The sequence below is a fragment of the Paenibacillus sp. 2RAB27 genome, assembly GCF_052115445.1.
Lineage (GTDB): Bacteria > Bacillota > Bacilli > Paenibacillales > NBRC-103111 > Paenibacillus_E.
This window is the reverse complement of sequence record NZ_JBFRGR010000010.1, coordinates 90,517-114,443: the sequence shown is the minus strand read 5'-3', so window position 1 is coordinate 114,443 and position 23,927 is coordinate 90,517. Positions and strand designations below refer to the sequence as shown.

The 23,927-nt window shown below is 45.5% G+C and carries 19 protein-coding genes; 7 read left to right on the top strand and 12 right to left on the bottom strand.

Annotation, left to right across the window (positions count from 1 at the left end; translation table 11 throughout):
- Positions 1 to 343: 343 nt before the first annotated feature.
- The gene (locus tag AB4114_RS16265; RefSeq protein ID WP_441989385.1) at positions 344 to 1,039 is read right to left on the bottom strand and encodes a response regulator transcription factor; all 696 of its coding nucleotides are present in this window, start codon (positions 1,037 to 1,039) and stop codon (positions 344 to 346) included.
- Positions 1,036 to 3,246, bottom strand: a complete 2,211-nt coding sequence (locus AB4114_RS16260; protein ID WP_441989384.1) for a sensor histidine kinase — start codon at positions 3,244 to 3,246, stop codon at positions 1,036 to 1,038. The genes AB4114_RS16265 and AB4114_RS16260 overlap by 4 nt, the downstream gene beginning before the upstream one ends.
- Before the next feature lie 247 nt (positions 3,247 to 3,493).
- On the opposite strand from AB4114_RS16260, the gene AB4114_RS16255 reads away from it, so the two are divergent.
- The 5 genes from AB4114_RS16255 to AB4114_RS16235 all read left to right on the top strand — a co-directional run bounded on the left by AB4114_RS16255 (position 3,494) and on the right by AB4114_RS16235 (position 8,882).
- A complete protein-coding gene (locus AB4114_RS16255; protein ID WP_441989383.1) occupies positions 3,494 to 3,910 on the top strand; it encodes a MarR family winged helix-turn-helix transcriptional regulator in 417 nt (138 codons plus the stop codon).
- A 412-nt stretch (positions 3,911 to 4,322) separates the two neighbouring features.
- Positions 4,323 to 5,165 carry an SDR family oxidoreductase gene (locus AB4114_RS16250; protein WP_441989382.1) on the top strand — a complete coding sequence of 281 codons (843 nt, stop codon included), beginning with the start codon at positions 4,323 to 4,325 and terminating at the stop codon, positions 5,163 to 5,165.
- 566 nt (positions 5,166 to 5,731) lie between these two features.
- Positions 5,732 to 6,529: a hypothetical protein gene (locus tag AB4114_RS16245; protein WP_441989381.1), complete on the top strand. Its 798-nt coding sequence runs from the start codon at positions 5,732 to 5,734 to the stop codon at positions 6,527 to 6,529.
- A 92-nt stretch (positions 6,530 to 6,621) separates the two neighbouring features.
- A complete protein-coding gene (locus tag AB4114_RS16240) occupies positions 6,622 to 7,320 on the top strand; it encodes a response regulator transcription factor (protein WP_441989380.1) in 699 nt (232 codons plus the stop codon).
- Entirely contained in the window at positions 7,317 to 8,882 is a 1,566-nt protein-coding gene (locus AB4114_RS16235) for a HAMP domain-containing sensor histidine kinase (RefSeq protein WP_441989379.1), read from the top strand. The genes AB4114_RS16240 and AB4114_RS16235 overlap by 4 nt, the downstream gene beginning before the upstream one ends.
- On the opposite strand, the gene AB4114_RS16230 is transcribed toward AB4114_RS16235, so the two are convergent.
- Together AB4114_RS16230 and AB4114_RS16225 are read right to left on the bottom strand one after the other, a co-directional pair.
- Positions 8,844 to 10,769 (bottom strand): ABC transporter permease, encoded by a 1,926-nt coding sequence (locus AB4114_RS16230; RefSeq protein ID WP_441989378.1) that lies wholly within the window; start codon positions 10,767 to 10,769, stop codon positions 8,844 to 8,846. The genes AB4114_RS16235 and AB4114_RS16230 overlap by 39 nt on opposite strands.
- Complete coding sequence (locus tag AB4114_RS16225) at positions 10,756 to 11,523, bottom strand: ABC transporter ATP-binding protein (RefSeq protein WP_441989377.1); 768 nt, start codon at positions 11,521 to 11,523, stop codon at positions 10,756 to 10,758. Before AB4114_RS16225 ends, AB4114_RS16230 begins: the two co-directional genes overlap by 14 nt.
- A gap of 190 nt (positions 11,524 to 11,713) precedes the next feature.
- On the opposite strand from AB4114_RS16225, the gene AB4114_RS16220 reads away from it, so the two are divergent.
- Both AB4114_RS16220 and AB4114_RS16215 read left to right on the top strand, forming a co-directional pair.
- Positions 11,714 to 12,385 (top strand): response regulator transcription factor, encoded by a 672-nt coding sequence (locus AB4114_RS16220; RefSeq protein WP_441989376.1) that lies wholly within the window; start codon positions 11,714 to 11,716, stop codon positions 12,383 to 12,385.
- A complete protein-coding gene (locus AB4114_RS16215; protein WP_441989375.1) occupies positions 12,382 to 13,416 on the top strand; it encodes a sensor histidine kinase in 1,035 nt (344 codons plus the stop codon). Before AB4114_RS16220 ends, AB4114_RS16215 begins: the two co-directional genes overlap by 4 nt.
- 373 nt (positions 13,417 to 13,789) lie before the next feature.
- Here the strand turns inward: AB4114_RS16215 and AB4114_RS16210 are convergent, their stop codons facing one another.
- The 8 genes from AB4114_RS16210 to AB4114_RS16175 form a co-directional block, all read right to left on the bottom strand.
- Entirely contained in the window at positions 13,790 to 14,995 is a 1,206-nt protein-coding gene (locus AB4114_RS16210) for a YhgE/Pip domain-containing protein (protein WP_441989374.1), read from the bottom strand.
- A 73-nt stretch (positions 14,996 to 15,068) separates the two neighbouring features.
- Entirely contained in the window at positions 15,069 to 15,692 is a 624-nt protein-coding gene (locus AB4114_RS16205; protein ID WP_441989373.1) for a TetR/AcrR family transcriptional regulator, read from the bottom strand.
- A 1,146-nt stretch (positions 15,693 to 16,838) separates the two neighbouring features.
- On the bottom strand, positions 16,839 to 17,297 hold the full coding sequence (locus AB4114_RS16200; RefSeq protein WP_441989372.1) for a hypothetical protein: 459 nt from the start codon (positions 17,295 to 17,297) through the stop codon (positions 16,839 to 16,841).
- Between the two features lie 954 nt (positions 17,298 to 18,251).
- A complete protein-coding gene (locus AB4114_RS16195; RefSeq protein ID WP_441989371.1) occupies positions 18,252 to 19,649 on the bottom strand; it encodes a sulfatase in 1,398 nt (465 codons plus the stop codon).
- Positions 19,650 to 19,702: 53 nt separating this feature from the next.
- Positions 19,703 to 20,527, bottom strand: a complete 825-nt coding sequence (locus AB4114_RS16190) for a carbohydrate ABC transporter permease (RefSeq protein ID WP_441989370.1) — start codon at positions 20,525 to 20,527, stop codon at positions 19,703 to 19,705.
- Complete coding sequence (locus AB4114_RS16185; RefSeq protein WP_441989369.1) at positions 20,524 to 21,426, bottom strand: carbohydrate ABC transporter permease; 903 nt, start codon at positions 21,424 to 21,426, stop codon at positions 20,524 to 20,526. The genes AB4114_RS16190 and AB4114_RS16185 overlap by 4 nt, the downstream gene beginning before the upstream one ends.
- 17 nt (positions 21,427 to 21,443) lie before the next feature.
- Positions 21,444 to 22,961: an ABC transporter substrate-binding protein gene (locus tag AB4114_RS16180; protein WP_441989368.1), complete on the bottom strand. Its 1,518-nt coding sequence runs from the start codon at positions 22,959 to 22,961 to the stop codon at positions 21,444 to 21,446.
- A 103-nt stretch (positions 22,962 to 23,064) separates the two neighbouring features.
- On the bottom strand, positions 23,065 to 23,916 hold the full coding sequence (locus tag AB4114_RS16175; protein ID WP_441989367.1) for a helix-turn-helix domain-containing protein: 852 nt from the start codon (positions 23,914 to 23,916) through the stop codon (positions 23,065 to 23,067).
- Between the last annotated feature and the right edge of the window lie 11 nt (positions 23,917 to 23,927).

Here is a 23,927-nt window from a genome sequence, read left to right as displayed (position 1 = left end):
TGATTCACAAATCTGATTAACTGGATAATATACATCTATTAAGGTGAAATTTCTTAGAATAATCGATTTAACTGGAAAATATGTAGTTAATATTGCCTCTTTGGTGCATATCGGCTAAAGTGGTCGAAATTAACTACAGTTTTTCCATCTAATCTGCGTTTGTACGGAAAACCTCAATATTTAACTGTATAAAATCCATTTATTTACCTGGAAGACAGTGGTTACTCTACTCGCGACCAGCATTTCACACATCATCATGCCCTAATTCTTCGCCAACTTTATAAAAGTATCTCGGTAGGTATTGAATTGCTCAAGAGCCGCTTTCTTCCTGTATCGCCGGAAATCAATCCCCCTTCGCCATATAACCAACACCAGGGTAGGTCACAATCACTTCCTGCCCTTCGGTGTGGGCCTTCAGCTTCTGCCGAATGCGCGCGATGGTAACGCGCAAATACTCAACCTCATCGCGATACTCACTTCCCCAAATCTCGCTCAACAACTGCTCATGCGTCATGACTTTGCCTTCATACTGCAAGAGTAGAACGAACAAATTATATTCCGTCTCGGTGAATTTCACGTCCGTTCCACCTAGTCGGATGCGTCGCTGAGCTAGATTGACGTTCACAGGTCCAACGGTCAATTCACTCACCGTAGATGGTGAAGGCATACGTCCATCCAAGCGACGGAGCACCGCATTGACTCTGGCGAACAGCTCGTCCAGCGAAAACGGCTTGGTCAAATAATCATCCGCCCCGAGATTCAACCCCTGCACTTTATCTGCACCATTGCTTCTTGCTGTTAGCATAATAACAGGCACACTCGAATAAGCGCGCAGTCTGCGCAATACTTCGAAGCCATCCATCCCCGGCATCATTAGATCCAGCAATATCAAATCTGGATCGACGGCTTCCATCTTCTCCAGCGCCTCGGCCCCGCTCTGACAGGCCACCGTTTCGAAACCTAAGGATTTCAAATTCGCCGCGATGAACCGAATGATTTTGGGCTCATCGTCGACGATCATGATTTTCTTTGCGCTCATGCTAGCTCATCTCCCCCATTAAACCGTGGAATCATCAAAGTGAATCGGCTTCCCTCACCCAGTTGGCTTTCAACCTGAATGGCTCCGCCATGGGCTTCCATAATTCCTTTGCAAATCGCCAACCCAAGCCCCGTGCCCCCGGTTTGACGACTGGACGATACGTCCACGCGATAGAAGCGATCGAATAATTTCTCCAAATGTTCCTCTGCGATACCGATCCCATTATCCTGTACGTGAACGTAGACATACTCTTCATCTGCATGTGTGGTCACCTGAATGATCGGTTCCCGCTCGTTATAGCGAACTGCATTGATGAACAAGTTCAAGAAAACCTGTTCCATCCGGAGCTTATCTGCAAAAACTAGAGGCGTATCCGAAGATAACGCAACCTCCAATTGAAGTCGTGCAGCGCTGATATCTTCAGGCAGTCTATGTCTAGCACTTTCGATTACGGCGGCTAGCCTCAACGGTTGCGGATGTATCCCCATCGCACCTGATTCGATTTTGGATATATCCAGCCACTCATCGATAAGATCTTGGATTCGGCCTATATCCTCGTGAATGCCTTCCAGCAGCTCCAGCTTAAAGTCCTCATCCCAGTGGGCATCCCTGCGCAGCAATGTTTCCACACCGCCGCGGATACTCGTAATCGGAGTTTTGAATTCATGCGACGCTAGTGAGATGAGATCGTTCTTCAGCGCATCGATTTCATGCTCCTTCGTTCTGTCACGCCACACGTAGCCGCGGCCAAATACCCGCCCCTCCCGCGCAACCTGAAACGCGGATACCATCATAAAGCGTGGCTTGCCTTGCTCTGTTTTCACCGTTAAGGCGCTCTGAACTCTCGGCTCTGCTGTCAACTTACATAATTGGAGCTCGTCCTGATCTTCAGGCAATAGCTCAGCAATCCGCTCAAATAAATCAGCTTCTGGCATATGGGACAATTCACCCATTGGAATCGCGAAACTTTCCGCCATCTGATGATTGGCATACAGCACGTTATGCTGCACATCAATTAGGACAATCGCATCTGACATGCTTTCCAAAACAGCATTCAGCGTCGCATGCTCGTCCTGCAATCGTTGTGTGCGCTCTTCTACGCGATGCTCAAGCTCGCTATTCAGCTGCAGCAAGGCGCGTTGGTTTTCCTTGATCTGCGCGGCCATGCGGAAGAAATGCTCGGCAAGCTGATGCAGCTCTGCGGGTGCTCCTCGCGGTACAACCTTCTGGTCTGGCTGAGCGAATGATCCTCCAGCTAATCGCTGTGTATAGCCGACTAAGGCGTGGATCGTGCCGTTCAATCTTTTGGCCAACAGACTGCCTAGCAGTAAGGTTAAAATGAGCGTAAACACTAACAACAGCAACGTGATCCGTAAAGATTCCGTGAATGCTGCATTGACGGCTGCGGTCGACCTGCTTACCCATACAATGAGATTCAAGTCTGGAATAAGCTTGTATGTAATAAGTTCTTTATGCGATGAGGCGCTTAATGTGTAGGTGCCTTCGCCTTGTTTGTGCACTTTGGCATCGGCGACGACGGGCTCCTTGGATAAATCCGCCATGGATTCCGTTAACGCTGCATTCGGATGATAAATCGGCTTGCCGGCATGATCCAGCACAACAGGATACGCCTCTGTCCCATAATCGTATTTGGTAACGAGCGTCTTAATTGGCCCTAGTTCAAGTACAGCTAATACGAAGCCATCCACCTGCTTGCTGCCCTTGTAAATCGGTACGGCAATCGCTATAGCTGGTTGGTTCAAGCTCTCAGGGCCTTTGAATAACGAAGATATAATCGCTTTCTGTCCAGCCTTCACACGTGCCGTATAGTCTCGATCGTTAACATCAACACCAATCAGATCCGTCGACATCCGGTGTGTTGCTTTGATCGTACCTTTATCATCGACCACATAGATGCCTGTGAATCCCTCCAGATTCTCTTGCAGCGATTGCAGCTTCAACGTCAGACTCTCCCGAGTTCGAAAAGCCGCATCCGATGCCGAGATCGTAGCCGCCAAGGTTTCAACGGCATTGCGATGATAGGACATATAAGCTTCCACCGCATCTCCAAGGCGATACGTCGTCTGCCGCTGGTTTTGGTTCGTTTCCTGTGTAATATGCTTAATTTGCGAAACCTGAAAGCCGCCTAGAATCAGGATCGGAATCAAGGCCATCAGGGCAAATGTAATCGTTAAATGTGACCTCATGGAATAATGCTTCAATTGGAAATACCCCGCTCTCCGGTTCAAGCTTTTGTTTGCTTTCCAACTTATTTTACCACTGACAAATTTGTAATGAAAATGAAATCTAACTTTCATGTTGTTTTAATGTAACTTGCCTATAATAAAGACCAACCCCCCTTTAAAATATATATACTTAGACCCACAGCCCGTTGCTGTGGGTCATTTTTTTTGGCATACTAGGTAGACACTAAACACTAAAGGGCGGCTACGTATGACAACACCTGACCATGAATGGATGACGACCAAATTTCGCGGAATCAAGAATGTCATTTCCTCCTACTTAACGCAGGTACTGCCTCAATTTCAGATATCACCGATTATGATGTATGTCTTGGAGTATCTACGCAAGCATCCCGACTGCATCGCGGTGGATATGGCCAACGAATTCGGGTTAACCCGGGGAGCGATTACACAGCTATTGGATAAAATGGAGGAGCAAGGACTACTTGTCCGCAAACCCCATCCGACCAGTCGCCGCAGTCATCTTCTACAAATGACGGATAAAGGGAACGAGCTCATCATTCACATTCTCGCTGCGTATAATAAGAAAATCGAACAGCTCTTTACTTCTTATACAAAAGAAGAGCTCGCGGCATTGCAACAGCTATTAGCTAAAATGCCTGTTTAAAGAAGCTGTAACCATAAGTAGATTCTTCTACATAATGGACAGCTTTTTTATATGTCTTACTAGTAGAGCTGCTTCCTCTTCCAACTCATTAAAATTAGCCGAAACAGACTCCGAAGGGGAACGAAGATGCCTTATTAGGCCGTAATCAGACGAAACGAGAACTAAGGGGAACGTAAAGGCACTACAGGCTCAATTTTCGTGAGTTATGAGAGTTTTCAAAGAAATAAGATACGGTAGTTCCCTTACGATGACGATTTCACCTATTTTTCCGCAAATAGAGCATCCTCGTTCCCACTACATTGGTGGACTTGTGTGACAACCCTTTTCATCTTCCTCTTGACGAATTCGGCTTTCAGGTATATTGTTTAGTTTCTAAACAGTTAAACAAATAAACACATAAGGAGTTTATCGTATGCATAAAATAATGGCTATTACGGGGGCATCCTCAGGTATCGGACTTGCAACCGCCTTGAAGTTTGCCGAGCTTGGCTGGACCGTCTATGCAGGTACGCGTAATGTCGCTCGCGATCAAGAGCAGTATAGTGGTATCTCAAACCTTCATTTTATGGAAATGGAAGTAACGGATCCCGCTTCTATGGAAAAAGCCTTCGGCGAGATTGAAACCAAGCATGGTCATCTCGATGTACTGCTTTGTAATGCAGGTTTTGGTTTTCTGCGTGCGCTGGGGCAGGCGACTTTCGAGGAAATTCAAACTGTATTCGATACGAATGTATACGGAGTGATGCATACAATTCGAGCAGGCCTTCCCTTGCTTCGGAAATCGGATTCGGCTCATCTTATCGCGACAACGAGTGTTGGCGGCTTGGTCGGTCAACCCTTCAATGAAATCTACTGCGCTGCAAAATTCGCTGTAGAGGGATTGCTTGAAAGCTTAGCTACCTACTATAAGCCTGCCTTTGGTATTGATGTCACACTTCTGGAGCCTGGTGCGATTGCGACGAATTTCAATGCTACGGTACTGGGGCACGTGCAGAAAACCGGCGGCATCTTGGAAGATGACTACAAACCGATCATAACGCAATATTTGGATAATTTCTCCAAACGCAATACCGTGCCGCAAACCTCAGAGTCTGTTGCAGATGTTGTCGTTAAACTCGTCACGGAGATGGATCCTAAGCCGCTTCGTCTTCGCACTTCTGAGCAAGCGGAGGCTTTCGTGCAATATAAAGTGAGTCAAGATCCAACGGGTCTTGCTGGGATGTTGAATACACGTAAGCTGCATTTGAATATGTAGGCAAAATAAAAGGCTACGCCGTCCTTCAAGGACGGGAGCGTTTATGGAGAAATACAGGAAAAGGGACTGTACTTGAGAAGTACGTCCCTTTTTGTATACGCCAGCAGCCACGTTGGCGCTCCTCTCTCGTGTAGGGATGCGGGCAGCCATGGCTAAACACTAGAGTAACTGTAGTTTGTACAGCTAATTTCACGTCTACTTCGTGTTTCCATAATTTAACTGGAAATTATCCATGTAATTTCAAGATTTCAAGTGAATGCAGATGAAATTCAATGATCTAACAACATAAATTCCATCTAATCTTGAAATTTGGAGGAATTTGCGAGAATTAACTGTATGTTTTCCATTTAGCCGGGGTGGGAAAGCCGAAATCGGATAAAGTGGAGAATGAACCTTTCTATATACACCACCCCACAGTGGCATTGTCCCTGGGGTGGTGTTTTCTTATCAACACACAATTTCCCACAATGTTACGATAGGATGTCCATAATCTTTCGGTACAGTAAGGGTGTAAGGGAAATCAACCATCCCTGCATGCTACATAAATCGAAAGGAGTTTTCAAACTATGAAAACAACATGGAAAAAACGCGCCGTTCAAACAAGCCTGCTAGCTATTATGACAACCATCGCATTCGGTGCAGTAAGTGCATCTGCGGCAGATACAACAACAGAAGCGAAGCCTACTGGGGCTATCCAAATGGTAAAGGCTGTTGGAGCAGTGCCAGCCCTTCACTTCCGCTCTTCGAGTGCAGGCTTGCTTAACCAACCTGCTCATGAGCGCAACTATTTGAAAATGCTAGCCACTACGTACGCACCAGATACCCTGACTGACTGGAAGAAAGCGCTAGACGATCGAAAGCAAGCAGAAGCGGATCTGCCAAAACCCACTTTCGCTAAAACAGTAACCATTTCCAAAGAAGATGCAGATGGCAAAATGCAAGTATTCCCATCTTCGGATGCTACATTCACAACGTCCTTAGAAGGTGGAAAAGACATCGAAGCTTTACCTCTACTACCTGCTCTCACTGCTGATGAGCTGAAAAACCTACCCGAAGGGGTAGCAGCTACCACCAAAGGCTTCGTTACAAGCATTACGAAGTCCGATGGGACAGCTCCAGAGCAGATTACCCGTCTTCTTCCAGTTGAGGATGGAGTTGCGAGTGATATAATGATAGCAAAGCCTGTAGAGTCTGAAAGCATGAAACTTCAACAAAAATTAGCAGAGGCGGTAGAAGCGGATGATGCAAATGCAATCCGTGCGATCTTGCCGGATTTATTGAAGGATTTTGTAAAGGGAACAGAAGACATGCGTGACATGACTAAAAAAATCAAAGAACAGCAAACGGAAGCTGAGAAAAAATAAATAAGCATGAAGTATAGTGGAACCGATCGCACAACATGGCGAATCGGCTCCACTTTTCCACATGTTAAAAGGCTTGGAAGGCGTGATATACGATGTATAGCATCTTTTTAGTAGAAGACGAAGAACATTTAAGAGGCGTACTTGGCGCCTATTTGGAGAAAGAGGGGTGGCAGGTGCGTTCGTTCCCCGATGGAACCTCAGCCAGAGAAGCGATCTCGGAGCGGCCGGACTTGTGGGTCCTCGATATCATGCTGCCAGGCGTGGATGGCTTCCAACTCATCAGAGAGATTAAAGCCGATCAACCCTCACAGCCCGTGATCTTCATCTCAGCTCGCGATGCCGATATCGATCGCATCATTGGTCTTGAGCTTGGGAGCGACGACTATTTGGCGAAGCCGTTTCTGCCACGCGAACTAGTCATCCGCTGCCGCAAGCTGCTAGAGCGCGTATACGCACGGCAAGGGAACAGCGTGCTGACAGCCTCCATGGAGCGCCGCGCGCAGCTTACTACGCTAGCTTCCTACACGATCGACGAGCCCGCTCGCACCGTAAGTGATAATGGTGGCACCACACTCGATTTGACTTCGAAGGAATACGAACTGCTGCTCTACTTCGTGCAGCATCAAGGACAGGTGCTCGAACGCGAGCAAGTGCTGCGCGCGGTTTGGGGCATCGACTACTTCGGCACCGATCGTGTCGTTGATGATTTAGTACGCAGACTGCGCCGCAAGCTGCCCGACATGCGTTTAGAAACCGTATACGGATACGGGTATAGGATGGTGAAAGCATGAGTCTTCGACTAGGCCAGTGGCCGCTCGCCATGAAATTATGGGGAGCATTCGCCGCATTAACCCTACTCATTTTCACACTGCTCGCGGTGTTATTGCCTTGGACGTTAAAGGGATTTTTCACGGAGCAGCTTTATGATATTTTGATGGATACCCAAAGTGGTCTCCAGATGGAAGCAACAAGAGTTGCGAGTCCTGTTTTCGCTATCCCCCTATCACCACAGCCTATGAACATGACTTCAATCTCAGGATCCGATCCATCGCTTGGAAGTCGCGTCCTAGTTGTCCCTAACGCTGACGGAAGCAGTATCATGCAAATGGGAGCTTCATCGAGCGCTTCTGCTCCCACAATGACCGAAGTTTCTAAGCTTTCCGCCCAGATAACAGCTCCTTTTGAAAGCACAACACTGACCGGCCCTTCCATTCGGCATTTTACGATCAGTGGCACACAAGCAGCGGAGGCCGTAGCAGCAACAACACTCCGTCCTGCAGAGCCGTTCATGGCAGCCATGGAGAAAGATGCGCTGGCCCAGATGCAGCCCGTTGCCAAGTATACGCGCAGTATTGATAATAACAGTATCTTTTATGTCATCCGCAAAGAGATCGTCCAAGGAGCACCCAACTTTATCGTTTCCTACGCTTGGGGCAACTACCGCAATGATCTCATCATGTCGATGTTCGTCCGACTGATCCTATTGATGGTTGGCCTTATCGTGATCAGCTGGCTCCCCTGCTTACTGCTGGCTCGGTATTTCACACGTCCGCTCGTTCAGATGGAGCGCCATGTGGGACGTATGGCCGAACGCGATTGGCATGAGCCCATCGACACGGGGCGCCGTAAAGATGAGATTGGCCGCCTAGGCAAAGCCATTGAATTGATGCGGCAGCGGCTTGTAAAGCAAGATCGTGCGCAGCAATTCTTCCTGCAGCATACGTCGCACGAACTAAAAACACCGGTCATGGTGATCCGCAGTTATGCGCAATCCATACAAGATGGTGTTTTTCCCAAAGGCACGTTAAGTGCCAGTTTAGGCGTCATTATGAAAGAAGGCGAACGCCTGGAGAAGCGCATCCGCGATCTGTTATTACTGAACAAATTGAATTATTTTACGGCCAAAGAGAAGCCTTTCCATGCTTTTGAAATCAAAGCAGTCATCGAAGATGTTGTCGAACGACTCCGTTATAAGCGTCCTGAGATCACCTGGGAGCTGAACCTAGCTCCTCACACGCTCCATGGAGATCAGGAACAATGGAAGATCGCTTTGGAAAACATGCTCGATAATCAGCTTCGTTATGCCGAAACTTGCATTCGGATCCGCATGAGTCCCGCTCCTCATTTTGGAATTAGGATGAGTAACGACGGTCCGCTGCTCGATGAGACAATCGCGGATAATCTGTTCGAGCCTTTCCGCACCGGCGGCAAGGGGCAGTTCGGACTCGGCCTGGCTATTGTGAAACAAATTATGGATCATCATGCGATGAGCGTTCAGGCTAAGAATGAAAGTGACGGTGTCACTTTCACCATTTTACCTGCTGACGATACGGTTCGAGGCTCCGAGACATAGCACGAAGTAGCAGAAATAAATAGCTGCATAAAGGACCGTCGTCGTAATCACCGGAATGAGGATCTCACCGCTAATCAGCTTGATCGTCGTCAGCGCCCTGAGAACCATGATACTATGCGCAACACCTAGTATTAGCGGCAGCATGAATACGAACAGGGTCTGTTTGGCGATCGTCGTCCTAATTTCTTTGCGGCTGACACCGATTTTGCGCAGCATCGCATAGCGCTCTTTATCCTCGTTCGCATCCGTCAGCTGTTTGAAGTAAATCATACAGCCCGTCGCAGCCAGGAAGACAAGTCCTAGGAAACCAAGCGTGAATATGTCCATGCCTGCTGACTCCATGTTTTGGCGATATTGATAATAGTAGGAGGACAGCCCGTACTGCTCTGTTTTCAGCTTCATTAGGGAATTAGAGGTCAGCTTCGTTGACCCTTGATTCTTAACAACATACCCTTTGTACGTCACTTCTTCTGATCCTGGGACCAGCTTGGCATACAGGGAATCACTGACGATGAAGACGAGATCGGGGAAGCTCCATGGCAATATTCTTCCTACGATGAGTTGCTGGACCGTTAGCGTTTGCTTGCCCCCCTGAGTATTGAAAGTAATCGTGTCTCCCTTCACTTCATTCAAGGTGAAGGTCGAATATCTCGGCTGTATGACCGCGATGTCTTGATCTTGGAGTACCACTTGACCCTCTCTATTCAACACCTCTGAGGTACGATTGTACATGGAGGCTGACACCATCTTGATTGGAACTGAACTTGGCGAGTGACCTGATGGACGATAGTAGAAATTCGTCACGTCCGCCGTAACTCGTATAATCGGTACATCTAGCTTGGCTTCGATTGGATGTTCTGTATCCTGCTCCAGCATAGTGCTAACTTGCCCATCGAAGCTTGCACCTTGTGATATGTGCATGTAGCTGAAAGGAGCTTCTTCCTCTGCTTCTTTGGTGATCGTGAAATAGGAGCTTGAACCCACTGTAACGACACAAAGCGTTAGCGCACTGAGCAGCGCAATCATCGTGAACATTCGCGTATTTCCACGAATGCGATAAATCAATTGCGCTGTGGAGATCATGTTTATGCCTTTATAGTAGCGAGACTTCGTCTTTTGGGCGATTTTCAAGATATAAATGAGTGCATACCGGAATAGCAGATACGTGCCAGCGATCAAGGTGCCGAAGATAATGAGGAGGTTCCGTCCCAACTGGGCAGAAGTCGCCATAGGCTGGAACACTGTCCAATAGCAGAGAATCAATAGGGCCATGGCCAAAACTGCTGAAAATGCCGATGGCTTCGGTACCTGCTCCCCCTCTTGCTCTGCCTTGAACAATTCCACGAGCTGAAAGCGATAGATCAATCGGTAGCTATGGATCGAAGTAACGACGATGATGATGGCAAATACGATTAGTGTGTTCACAATCGCCTCAGAAGAAATACTGAAGCTGACTTCAACGGTTGAATCCAGCAATTTGAGGAACATCATCGCAAACAGCTTGGACAGTAACGTCCCCAGCACGATACCTACTGCAACGGCGCCAATGCCCATGATCATATTTTCATAAAATAACATGGTGCCTATTTTACGCTTCCTCACGCCAAGCAACGCGTACAAGCCTACTTCTTTCTTCCGCTTTTTGGTGAAAAACGAGTTGGAATACCAGATAAACACCGCAACGAACAGGATGAGCACGATCGAAGCTTGTGTGAAAACGGACTTCATGCCTTCCCATTTCTGCATATTCGCCGCAATCTCCTCACTGTAGCGCAAGGAAACGAACGTATAGTAAATCACGACACTGAAAATCATCGAGATGAAATAGATCAAATAATTTTTCAGATTACCGATGACATTCCTTCTAGCCAGACTAAATAAGGTCACTTGCCCCACCCCCTAGCACCGAGAGCACATCCATGACTTTGTTGAAAAACTCCTTGCGCGAAGCGTTCCCCTTATTTAACTCCGTGAATAATTGACCATCTTTAATAAAGACAACACGTGTACAATAGCTGGCTGCGAAAGCATCATGCGTCACGATGAGAATCGTCGATTTATCCTGCACATTCAAGCTCTGCAAGCTTTCCAGAAGCTCTGTCGCAGACTTGGAATCCAGCGCCCCTGTCGGCTCATCGGCCAGTACGAGACTGGGGTTCGACACGATGGCGCGGCATGCGGCTGTTCGCTGCTTTTGCCCTCCAGAAATTTGGTAGGGGTACTTATCCAGCAACGGGTCAATGCCGAACTTCTTGCTGATCACCGCTACGCGGCGCTCCAATTCAGCCACATTCATTCTTGCTAAGGCAAGCGGGAGAATGATGTTCTCTTTCACAGTCAACGTATCCAGCAAGTTATAGTCCTGAAAAATGAAGCCCAGCTTGTCGCGGCGGAAGTTCGCCAGCTCTGCCTCCTTCATCTTCGTAAGACTAATCCCGTCAACGATGATTTCCCCTGAGGTTGGCTGATCGATCGTGGCTAACATGTTTAGCAGGGTTGTTTTGCCCGATCCAGACGGGCCCATAATACCTACAAATTCACCTTGCGTTATGGTTAAATCGATATCTTTCAGCGCTGTAAATACATTGCCTTTGGTGCCGTACACTTTCTTCAGTTGTTTCGCTTCCACGATCGTTTTCATATCGGTCATTCCTCCAATTAGCATGGTTTGATTCCTGATACCTCTATCCTACTATCTCCGGGACCTTGCAACCATCGAAGTAACTTACAACTCCTCAGCCTTACCTTACAATTTTGTCATGATTATGCTACCATTTCTGATGAAGTGGTATAATCGGCTCATTCGTCCCTTGAGGAGGCATCGACTGTCTGTGAAAATTATGATCGTGGAAGATGATAAAACGATACGCGATACGGTGGCTGAAGCCCTTGGCCGCTGGGGCTTTGAAACGATTATTATCGAACAATTCGACGCGGTGCTCACCGTGTATGTGAACGAAAATCCCCATCTCGTGCTGATGGACATTAATTTACCGGCATACGACGGATTCTATTGGTGCCGCCAAATCAGGGAAGTTTCGAATGTCCCCATTCTCTTCCTCTCGTCTCGTAATACACCAATGGATATGGTCATGTCGATGAATATGGGTGGCGATGATTTTATCCAGAAGCCTTTCTACACCGACGTCCTCGTGGCCAAAATCAATGCCCTGCTGCGCAGAACCTACTCCTACATGGAGACATCGGCTAACGTAATGACCCATAATGGCGTCGTCCTGAATTTGAAAGATGGTGACATCACTTGTGGGGATCAGAAAACAGAGCTTACCCGGAATGAATTCAAAATTCTCACCATTCTCATGCAGCATCAAGGCGCTATCGTCAGCCGAGAGCAGATGATGCGAGGCCTCTGGGAGGATGAAAGTTTCGTTGACGATAATACGTTAACCGTTAATATTACCCGCCTGCGCAAAAAGCTTGCTGAACTTGGACGCGATGATTTCATCACCACCAAGAAAGGGCAAGGGTATATGATCCCATGAGCTTTCTCTCCTATTTGAAGGATAAACGATATTTCATAGGAATGTATGCGGTGACGATGCTGTTCATTTCAATGATCATGCTTGTCAGTGTAAAAGGGCAGGCCGCCCTTAATAATATCACCTATACGAATGCGGGCTGTTTTCTATTCGCTGCCTTGTATATAACCTTTGGCTACTTCTATCGAAAGTCCTTCTACAAGGAGCTCAATGCATTTCTTGGCAAAAACCAACATCAAGATTGGGCCATCGCGGCGATGCCCGAACCTCAAACCAACGAGCAAGAGCTTTATCTACAGCTGTTAACGCAGCTGTCTAAGGATCAAGCCAACGAAACGCATCTCCTGCAAGCGGAAATCCGCAATCACCAGGAGTTCATCCTCTCCTGGATCCATGAAGTGAAGCTGCCCATTGCAGCCAGCCGTCTCATTATGGAGAACCGCGCCGGCAAAACCGCGGAATACCTCGTAGACAAGCTCGAGGACGAGCTTAGCAAGATCGATAGTTATGTCGAGCAAGCGCTCTATTACTCGCGAATCGACTCCTTCTCCAGAGATTATTTCATCTCGGAGTTGTCGTTAACGCCCCTAGTGAAGGAGAGCATCAAGAAAGTAGCCAAACTGTTCATCACCAAACGGATACGTCCGGATATGGAGTCGCTGGCCCTGAGCGTGAACAGTGACAGCAAATGGCTGGGCTACATCGTAAACCAGATCATTGCGAATGCTTTGACTTACACCGACAATGGTGGCAGTATCACCTTCCGTTCCGAGGAAACCGACTCCGAGAAACGACTCATCATCCAAGATACAGGGATAGGGATCGATGCCGCCGATCTAGGGCGCGTGTTCGATAAAGGTTTCACCGGGAATAATGGCCGAACACACAGCCGCTCTACCGGGATGGGACTCTACTTAGCCAAACAAATGGCGCTGAAACTGGGACATGATCTGTCGATTACGGGAGCGGTTGGCGTGGGGACTACGGTCACCATTCACTTCTTGAAGATGCAGCATTATAATGATTTGCGTTGATGTTATAAACTGAAAAGCCTCCAACCTGATTGTCAGGTTGGAGGCTTATTGTCATCGGCCTCATATTGGCCACAGGAAAAGGGAACGTGAGTGCGCTAATTGGTCAATAACGAGGTGCTTATCGCGTGAAGGGGAACGTCAGTACACTATTTTGCCTTTACTACCTGTATTTCCTCCCAAAGTAGCAGGATAGCGCACCCTCGTTCCCCTTCGAAGCCAAACAGCTCATAAATCGTGAAATAGCGTATCCTCGATCCCTCTCTGGTTAGTTAACCCCATAAATGACCTACTAACTAGAAGGGACTATAGTGGGGAGGGTGACCCTCCTTCGCCTGAATCACATTTCTGTTGTATCTACAACAGAAAGACCGAGTTACATAGAACGAGAAGCCTCTACCTTAGCTGCAGGTTGCTCGTGCTTTTTCAACAGGGATAAGAAAATAACCACGATAGCCACGGCACCAATGATGCCTAACGTCCACATCGGACTGCTCAAATTCAAGTTCTGACGGAAGTAGAACAAATCACGAAGTCCTTCCGCCGAGAAACGAAGCGGCAACCATGAGTACAGCCAGTCTTGGCTAAATGTTGGTAATAATTCGACTGGCAGGGAAAGCACTGGTGCACCGAAGAAGAAAACCAGCACGAACAGTGGCACTCCTTTTAAACCTAACCAGCTGACAACGGCCGTTTGCAATAGGAAGAAGGCAAAACCGACAAAAGTAAGGAATAACCCCATCTCCCAATAACTTGGGATGGTTAAGCCCAACCATTTACCTGCTACAAGTAGAATACTGGCAGCAGAAGCCGCGGTGATGACGACACCACTAAGCAATTGGGACGCTTGAATACCAAAGCGATGCGCGCGCGAGCCCGTTTGTGTTGCTTTGCCAGCGGCCATGAAGAGTAACAGCGTTGTCACCATGGCTCCAAACCAAGCAAGTTGGGTCAATACAACAGGTGCATTCCCATTCGCACTGTTCGTGCCAACAGCATTTATGTTCTTGCTCGTGACAACAATCGGTGATGCAAATGCTTTAGTTTGGTCTACTGTGAGGGTGCCGCCTTTTTGACTAGCTTGTGCTAGCAGCTGCTCTCTAACTTGACCGTTAACACCGTTAAGGATCTGGGTCAGAACACCGTTCGCCATCGTAGCTGCGGTATTATTCATCCCTTGGTTCACGTATACGGTTACGGATGAAGCTTGTGGCTGAGGGGATAATAAGCTCGCTAACTTATGGCTGAAGTCTGCCGGAATGATGATCGCCGAGTAGGCTTGCTCTCGATCCATCGCATCGATCGCTTCTTGTTCACTGGCTAAAGTCGCCCATTTGAGTGGAGATACGGTGTCAGCTTGTGCTGGGGAGGCGGTTATCTTCTCCTGAATCAGCTTGCCGAAATTCATTTCTTGCCCGGTTGGAAGCTTCTCACCCGTATCCAACTGAACTAACAGCACGGGCAGATTCTTTGGAACAGGATTCACCGTCGAGCCGAGTTGAGCAACCCCTAGTAAAAGAATAACAAGGAAAACGACAATAATAGCTAGATACGGATGTTTCTGTTTAAAAAAATGATTCATTGTAAAGCCTCCTTTGATTTATAATTTCATATATTTCATTCAACGTTGTGTGAACGAAATTACTAAAAAAGAATCACTTTCTCCAAAGTGATACGGTGAAAGCGACCATATTTTTCAAATAACTATCGACATCGGTTTCTATCATATTCACTGCTGTGAATTGTCCGAGAACGGCCATCATACCAACGGAAATAACTTGTTTGGCAGCTAAACGGAAGTCCATCTCTCGGATTTCCCCAGCCTCAGCTCTTTTCGTCAGAGCTTCCGTTAACGCCTGGTGGCGCTGCATGATTAGCTGGGTCATAAAATTCTTATCCTCAGATAAGATATTATCTGAATCACGCAGCATAATTTTTATAAAATCCGGATCCCCAACAAGGGTGCTCACCAATCTTGAGATAAACAGATATAACGCTTCTTCCAACGGCTGGCCTGGATGGATCCCTTTAATTAACTGGTCCATAAGCTCCATGCGATCTCGCTGAGCCTCATGGAAAATGGTCTCCAATATCTCCTGCTTTCCCCCTGGAAAATAGTGATACAACAAGCCATCTGTGATCCCGATATGCTTATTCATTGCGCGAATCGACGTCCCGTGATAGCCATGCTCGGCAAACAGTTGCTTAGCACCCAGTAAGATTTGCTCTCTACGTTCGGCAGCCTGAAGATCGCGGCTTGTTTTGGGCACTCTTTTCATACATATAATCTCGCTCTCATTGTTTCATTCAACGATCGTGTAATGAATTATAGACCACTTTTTTTGTAAAAGCAAGTGGTTGGGATCACTACTACTAAAGTCTAACGACAAGAAATTACCCTCATTAGCGACAAGAAAATCCCTACAAACATCAAAACAACAGAATTTCACCTCAAGAAAATCCCTACAATATGTGCAATAACAAAAATCACGACAAGAAAATCACCTACAGTATGTGCAGCCATTATTAAAAAGAATAGCCAAGGGTTGCCTCTGCAGGGTTTCTATGTAGCTCTTCCCTATTACACGCATTAGTTATGGTGAGCACTCTATGTAATGCGACACGACGGTTACTACAACCGGCGAATAAGTTCCGAGGAATACCAACGCTTCGCGAACCGAAATTAGATTCATTACACGGACTACTTATCCGAAAATGATGTGAACCAATACAAAAACACAGGTACAATTCAGCTGTTTGCAAATGGTAGCAGAAGATCAAATTACTCTATGTACCCTAAAGACAGAGAGGGAAAATTTGTGTGCTTTCATCTCTCACATGAGAACAACTCGGATGAGCCAGATTTCAATTCGTTTTGGAATTCCCACTGCACGGAATCAACTCAACTTACTTATAAAATCATTATACCTATGAGTGCAATTCAACATCGTAATATCTATATAAGACCTCATGATAATGCTGTTTCAATTGAAGGGGACTACACGGGGCCTGCACACTTATCAACCGACTTCCCTTGGTACAATAAAAAGCTATATCTCTTAAAATCCCTGCACATGCTGTATAAGCTCTCACTTCTCGTTTGGCCTACAGCATCTCTCCAAATGATTGGTGATGTCCAGGATTTACTCAATAAGGTAAAGAAAAATACAATCGCACAATAAGGAATGAGGAGCTGCTGGAGATGCGGCTCCTCTTTAAGTTTTTTTAGGGAAGCATGGCTGCGAGCAATGTGAGCGGCGGTTTAAAGAACACTTGGGTATGGTTAAGATACAATAATTTCTGCAACGCAGCAGCAGTAACCTCATGCGTGGGCAGCTGTTTGTTGTTCTGTATCGCTTGCTACGGAAGATAGTATCGCTACATAGCTACTTGTTATTAAAATATTTGAGCAATAAAGCTATTTTCTATCTTCTTTTGGAGTTTTCATCATACCACAAACTAGTTATACTTTTTAAAGTAATATCTTGAGCTATACTAAACTCTGACTTCAAATTTTGTAAATTATCAGAACTGTAAGAAAGGCTTTTAACTTTTTTTGTTGTAGTATCTAGAACACCAATTTCTTCCCCCTTTCCATCTACACGTTTAAATATTACATACCGTTCATCCCAAGCAATCTCTAAAATGTTTGGTTTTACTACTTGTTTATCATCATTATTCCATTCAGCAATTTCATAAGGTCCTTCTAAACTGACCTGAAAGACATTAAATTTGTTTGGCAAAGTAATATAACCTCTCATTTTTTTATCGAGATCGAGAATTCCTTTGTAGAATATCAAAAAGAGAATTACAATTAATATGGTAAAACCTAAAATTAAGAATCCGACTATTTTACCAATTTTGTTGAGCTCATTATTTGTCAAATTCATATCACCCCAACAAATAAATATTCTAACTACAGGACTGTTATACCACCTAAATATATTATAAGGGTCGTACAAAACCCAATGTAGTCATAAAAATAATATCATAACAAAAGCAGAAGTAAAACTTGAGTTATGATTATTTGGACCAGTTCGAAGAAAAACGAATGAAATCTAAGAGCAAAACTATAGAAAAAATGGTCTGTTGTCATGCAACATTCAACGACTTAACTGTCCGCAAATAATAAAGTATTAGACTGAAAATAAAGTGTTAGACTCAATAATAGTTATAGACTGCGAAGCCTTATAGAATGCGGGTTTCTGTTCCATTAGGTCCCGTTGTCGCCACAGCGGACATTACTTAGTCTAATACTTATTTTCATAAGCTGACCATTTTATAACTCAGAAACCGCGCCAGTTCAACGATTCCAGTCTAATACTTTATTTTCATCAAACATTAACAATACACCTTTTCATTGCACTCGAAGACCCTCTGATTAGATTCATCGAGTGCAATGATTTAGGCTTTACTCATAGAAAATACACACATTCTTTCATGATAAATTGATGAATGCAACTCATTTTTATTGTGTATAACTCTTTATTTACCGCATTCAGCAGAGTTAGTTTCTGGTATAAACAGCTACGTTATAAGGAACAATTGCTCCTACATTTTGCGCACTAACGGCATAATTAACTACTAAACTAACGAAATTGCTTGGAAGAGTTGAAACTCCTCCACTCGTATAAGCCCACGGTTCGAAATTATATAAATCAAAATATCGAGTATAAATAGTCCACAAGCCGCCACTTTTCTCAGCTGCCATTAAGTAAGACATGTTATGGTAGGCTAAAAACATATCTGCAATCCCTACAAAAGAAAAAAAACCTTGATTTTACAAGGTTTCGTTGTAGGTACTTTCTTGTCGTTAGACTACTAAACTACAACAACAATCATTTCACAGCATCCATCAGTTGCTTATATTCCTTCGCGTGGTAAGGTCCGCCTTCTTTCATAACGGTCCACAACGGATCTATGTCTTCTTTCATCGACTGCATCATGTCATCGTGCCATTCATTCAGCAAATAGACAGCTTTCATATGGATATCGCTTCTTTCTTCAACAAGATTGTACTGTTCGTAGGGATCATTGTCCAAGTCAAACAGCATATCTTTGGGAAATCCGTGATAACCGTCGTGATACGTTCGGATATATAACCAATTCTCAAATCTGACGCTTCGCTGGCAGACATGTGCGCACTGGGATACTACCAGATAAGGTCTGCCTGTCTGTGTACCTTCCGTAATACTTTCTGCATAGCTCAAGCCATCCCATGACTCAGGTTTCTCCGTATCAAGCAAGCTTGCCAGTGTAGGGGCGAGATCAAGTTGATAATGGAGACCTTCGTCTACATTTCCTTTAAGGCCACCTGGCCAGCGGAAAATCATTGGAATTCGGCAGGTCCCCTGATCCGCTGTTCCGTGCTCGGAGTAAATGCCTAATTCCCCCATATTCTCCCCATGATCCGCACTAACTATAATCGCTGTATCCTCCAATACACCCAGTTGATCAAGCATGTGCAGCACCTGCCCGATATGTTCATCCATATAGCGAATTGCGCAATCATAATTGTCAATAATCGTCCTTAAATCATTATGCTCCTCAATCATTTGGCTATGCCTTGGATGTCTGTAATAATGCGACTTGGCAAGCTTATTCATATCTTCAATACTGTGCTGCCCATTTTTGAGCTTGTGCTGTTGAAACACCTCTTCTGTGATCCATGCCGGCATGGGATCGTCAACAAAAGGATTGCCTACGTGGTCTGGCGTTCTATACGGCGTATGCGGGTCCCAGAAATTCAGATGCAAGAACCAATCTTCTGTCTTCGCATTATCTTCTAACCATTTGAGTGCGATCGGCAGCACTTTATCAGCCGATTCTCCCCCTTTATCCCCCACATTGAAAACTTCATTGAACCCTGCATTAAACGTCCACACGGAATGTCTTTCTGCAAAGGTACTGATCGATGCCGTTTTCATGCCAATCTTGCGCAATACGCCAGGAAGGCTCTCCGACGCTAATCGATCGCTGAAACCGCGCTCCATTCCTTCGCGTCTCATATCCGCAGCTGTCCCGCCATGTCCGACAACGCCTGTATGGATGCCGAATTTGCCAGACATTAAAGCTGTTCTCGATGGCATACACGGCGCATCCGAGCAGTAATAGTTGTTAAATCTAACACCCTCGGCTGCGATACGATCAATATTCGGTGAGGTCGCACGATGGTAACCATAACAGCCGAGATGATCAGGACGCAAAGAATCTAAATCCAAATAAAGGATTCTCATAAATTATGTAACCAGCCTTTCACTTATGTTATTGTACATGCTGTATCTATTCATTAACCCTTCACTGCCCCAGCAATCCCATCTACAAAGTAGCGCTGCAAGAACAAGAAAATAACGATAATCGGAAGAATGGCGATCGTACCTCCAGCCGCAATCCCTGTCCAATCTACAACGTTCTCTCCCCTTAATGCATACAATCCAACAGCAAGAGGACGGAGATTGGGGGAACTGAGCGTTAGTATTAAAGGAATCATGAACGAGTTCCAAGACCAAATGAACTGCATGATCGTCACACTGCCGACGATGGGCTTGGATAACGGAAGCATGATCGTAAGAAATGTTCTTAAAAATCCGCATCCATCCATGATGGAAGCTTCCTCCAGCTCCTTAGGAATCTGACTGAAGAAAGTTGAGAAAAGCAGGATAAATATAATATGCGCCCCTCCCGCTTCCGCAAGAATAACCCCAAGCAAATTGTTCATCAGTCCCAAATGTTTGATAAGATCATAGATCGGAATAATCGCAAACTCCATGGGAACAAACATGCTGGCAACTAGTACCCCTAAGAGCAACTTCTTCCCTCTGAACGTATACCTGCCAAGCACATAGCCGCAAGTTGCTGTTGCGATAAGTACGATAAGGATGGTGCTGATGGAGATAACCACACTATTTAGAAAGTACCGCTCAAAGTTCGCTTCATTCCACGCTCTGATCAGATTGCCCATCTGAAAGCTGTTCGGAAGCAGCTTAAGGCCATTTGCAAAAAACTCACTCTGGGTTTTGAAGGACGCTGAAACCATCCATAAGAACGGATAGATCCATACGAGACAAAAAGCAGTCATGACGACGTGAAACATGGATAATCGAATGATCTTCATGATTTTGCACGACCTTTAATTCGTTTATTCAGCACGGATTGGATAATGGCTAGAATACTAATCGTTACTGCAAAGAACAGACCCGCAGCCGAAGCATATCCCAATTGAGGCAATCCCATTTCACTGGAAAATGCGTACCTGTAAATATACGTGGACACAACATCCGTGGCAAAGAAGGGGCCCCCGTTCGTCATCGTTTTAATTAAATCAAACACCTTCAGCGAGTTGACGACATTTAGCAATAAGATGACGGCTCCTATCGGCAATAGAAGAGGTATCGTGATATAAACGAATAATTTGGTCCCTCTTGCGCCATCCACTTCAGCCGCCTCATAAAGATCCTTCGGGATGCTCTGCAATCCGGCTAGCCAATAAATCATGTTAATCCCTAAGTTTTTCCACACCGAGATGAGAATAACGGTAAACATCGACCATTTGGCGTCGCCTAACCAATTAATCGGTGTCTCGAGCCAACCTATTTTCATAAGCGCATCATTCACCGCTCCGTCACTGCCCCAGATGAAAACCATGATAATACCGACAATCGATGTCGTCGTGACTACCGGCAAGAAGATTAACGTCCGATATATGCTGGCGCCCTTAAGCCTTGGACGATTCAGAACGACGGCAAGTACTAAGGGTACAAGGAGATTTAATGGCACGACACCCAACATGAATTTAAAACTATTTTTATACGCATTCCAAAAATAAGGATCCTTCGCCACGTCAACAAAATTACGTAGTCCGACAAAAGTTGAATCTGACGTTAAACCCGACCAATCCAACATGGCGTAGTAGAAGCTGGCCGCAATCGGCCAGCCTTGAAACAGAACGAAAAGGGCTACAGTAGGAAGTAGGAATAACCAACACCATAATTCAATTCTCCACTTGGTTTTCATGATGCGCGAACTCCCCGTCATTGAATTGACTTATAATCTTGCTGTGAGTAATTTTTGTCAGAACTCCAGTTAGAGAAAATGAAATCATTTTTATCTACCTTCGCACCTTCCGATTTTGCCTTAGCAATCGCTGTATCTAATGACTTATCGACAATATCAGATAACTGTTTAAGTGCAGCATTGGGTTCTTTAATTGCCCCAGCAACAACGCCTTGGAGAATATCACCTACACCTGGCTGAACATCCTTGTAATTCCCATAAACACTTGCAAGCTCAGGGTTCCTGATTTGCGGATTAGGCACTAAACGCGAATACTTCTGAGCAATGTCATAGTACTGCTTGAATTGTGGTATTTCCGATGAGCTCTCATTGACCTCTTTGAGAATAGAGAAGCGATCTCCCGCTTTAACAAGCACGGACTGATAATCTTTATTGAAGTACTCCTTTAAATACAGGGCAGCTTCTTTGGGATGCTTCGTTGTTTTGGACATGCCAATCCAAGGACTATAGCTGGATCTAGGCAGGAAGCCCTTCTGACCTGCATCCGGAACAGGTGGCGCCATGACACCAAAGTCCAAGTTAGGGTTGTCACGTTTCCATACGCCAATCGACCATTCCCCTTGCAATATAAAACCGGCTTGACCTTCTCCAAATAATGCTCGAGCTTCAGGTGCAGATATGCTCATCGTCTTCGGATGGAAACTTCCGTCATCCTTCAACCCCTTGAATAAATTCATGACATCAAGTACTTCTTTACTGTCATAGTTAGCAACATGCGTGATCAAACTGATCGGCGATTGTTGATTTAGACCGCTGCCTCCCAGTGCCGACCAGTCCATAGCCGCTAATTTCCATCGACCGATTTGTTTACCGCCCTCGATGATACCGAAAGCTTTGCCTTTACCTGCTTCTGTGATTTTCTTAGCGGCTTGGCGGAATTCTGTGTACGTCTTTGGCGGGTTTTCGGGGTCTAATCCGGCATCTCGAAACAACTGCTTATTGTAAAATACGAGCGTACTCGGCACACTCGCCAGGGCCGGAATGGAATAGACTTTCCCATTTAGCATGGTCGAGCCTTCAACAAAGGCGCCATCTGCGAATTGATTTTTGAAAGCGTCATCAATATAAGGATCTAACGGCTGATACCACTCTCCCTTTACCGCCATGCTTAATGACATGTTACCGGGTATTGGGTATAGATCTGGTGCATCCCCCGATTTAATCGCGGTTGTAATGGTATTCTGAAACTGATCGACGCTCATTAGCGTATATTCGATTTTGATGTTGGGATATTTGGCTTCAAAATCTTTGATAAATTTTTCACGAAAAGGCTTCTCGCTGTCTGCCCAGTCCATCACGCGCAAGGTAACTTTTTCTCCGGATGTCGACGTCTGAGCTTTGTCCCCGGCAGTTCCTGTTGCAACAGGAGTTACTGTGCTATTCGGATTCGGATTTGAAGCTGAACACGCCGTCATACTTTCTACAATTAGAGCAGATCCGATGAATAAGGCAGCATACTTCCGTTTTTGTACCAATGGTATATCCCCCTTTATTTTTGAAAAAATTACTTCCTGAACGAAAGCTCGTGTAGGGTGCGCAATGAGGATTGGATGCCTTCGATTTAACTATTATGTTAACTTACAATTTATCCTCAGACCATGTAGACGCGATTCCACTTTTTGTACTTTTGATACTTTTTCGAAATTGATTAGGGGACATGCGGAATGTTTTTTGAAAAGCACGGTTGAAATGAGACGCATCGTAGAAGCCGCATTTTTGAGAAATAAATTCAATCGTATTCTCGGGGTCTCCCAGCATTCGTTTGGCTTGCATGACGCGCATTTTTTGAAGCATCTGCATCGGCGTTAGGTCATACACCTGTTTAAAGGCCCGGCTAAAATAGACCGGATTCATATGGTAAATTTCCGCTAATTCCTCGCGAGTAATATTGCGCTCCAGCCCTTTCTCAATATAATGCAGGGCATAATTAAATCGGGCGATCTCGAACGTCTCTCTGGATTTGCGCTTATCACCGATTTTAGAGCTTTCTACAATTTCATGAATCAGAAAGAGCGCTAGAAAGACGGACTGCATAGAAGAGAGTTCCTCATTTTTCTGCTGCCATAAGTCTTGAAGCTCGTCGAACTTCTTCTCATACAGAGCGGAATCCCTAATTTTAATCACTTTATTCAAAGGAAACAGCTGGAAGAAATCTTCGCCTTCCCTGACATGTATTTTCAAGCTGAGTAGGTAATGAACACCTTCTTCCTGTGAGATAACATTAAAAGGCGTATGGGGGCGATGAATCATAACATCTCCGGTTTTGGCTATATACTCTTTACCGTCGTCTGTTGTAATAACCTCTCCTTTTTTGATGTAAGATACCGTCAGATAAGGCTGATCGAAATCAAACATGATCCGAGAGTAGTATTGTATTTTTTTAACATCAAACAGCGTAATCGCATATAGATCCTCGATCTGAGTTGACATTGGATTCACTC

Bases quoted from the DNA above. Each gene is read 5' to 3' on its own strand.
- AB4114_RS16265 (WP_441989385.1), bottom strand. From the start codon at position 1,039: ATGAGCGCAAAGAAAATCATGATCGTCGACGATGAGCCCAAAATCATT.
- AB4114_RS16260 (WP_441989384.1), bottom strand. From the start codon at position 3,246: ATGAGGTCACATTTAACGATTACATTTGCCCTGATGGCCTTGATTCCG.
- AB4114_RS16255 (WP_441989383.1), top strand. From the start codon at position 3,494: ATGACAACACCTGACCATGAATGGATGACGACCAAATTTCGCGGAATC.
- AB4114_RS16250 (WP_441989382.1), top strand. From the start codon at position 4,323: ATGCATAAAATAATGGCTATTACGGGGGCATCCTCAGGTATCGGACTT.
- AB4114_RS16245 (WP_441989381.1), top strand. From the start codon at position 5,732: ATGAAAACAACATGGAAAAAACGCGCCGTTCAAACAAGCCTGCTAGCT.
- AB4114_RS16240 (WP_441989380.1), top strand. From the start codon at position 6,622: ATGTATAGCATCTTTTTAGTAGAAGACGAAGAACATTTAAGAGGCGTA.
- AB4114_RS16235 (WP_441989379.1), top strand. From the start codon at position 7,317: ATGAGTCTTCGACTAGGCCAGTGGCCGCTCGCCATGAAATTATGGGGA.
- AB4114_RS16225 (WP_441989377.1), bottom strand. From the start codon at position 11,523: ATGAAAACGATCGTGGAAGCGAAACAACTGAAGAAAGTGTACGGCACC.
- AB4114_RS16215 (WP_441989375.1), top strand. From the start codon at position 12,382: ATGAGCTTTCTCTCCTATTTGAAGGATAAACGATATTTCATAGGAATG.
- AB4114_RS16210 (WP_441989374.1), bottom strand. From the start codon at position 14,995: ATGAATCATTTTTTTAAACAGAAACATCCGTATCTAGCTATTATTGTC.
- AB4114_RS16205 (WP_441989373.1), bottom strand. From the start codon at position 15,692: ATGAAAAGAGTGCCCAAAACAAGCCGCGATCTTCAGGCTGCCGAACGT.
- AB4114_RS16195 (WP_441989371.1), bottom strand. From the start codon at position 19,649: ATGAGAATCCTTTATTTGGATTTAGATTCTTTGCGTCCTGATCATCTC.
- AB4114_RS16190 (WP_441989370.1), bottom strand. From the start codon at position 20,527: ATGAAGATCATTCGATTATCCATGTTTCACGTCGTCATGACTGCTTTT.
- AB4114_RS16185 (WP_441989369.1), bottom strand. From the start codon at position 21,426: ATGAAAACCAAGTGGAGAATTGAATTATGGTGTTGGTTATTCCTACTT.
- AB4114_RS16175 (WP_441989367.1), bottom strand. From the start codon at position 23,916: ATGTCAACTCAGATCGAGGATCTATATGCGATTACGCTGTTTGATGTT.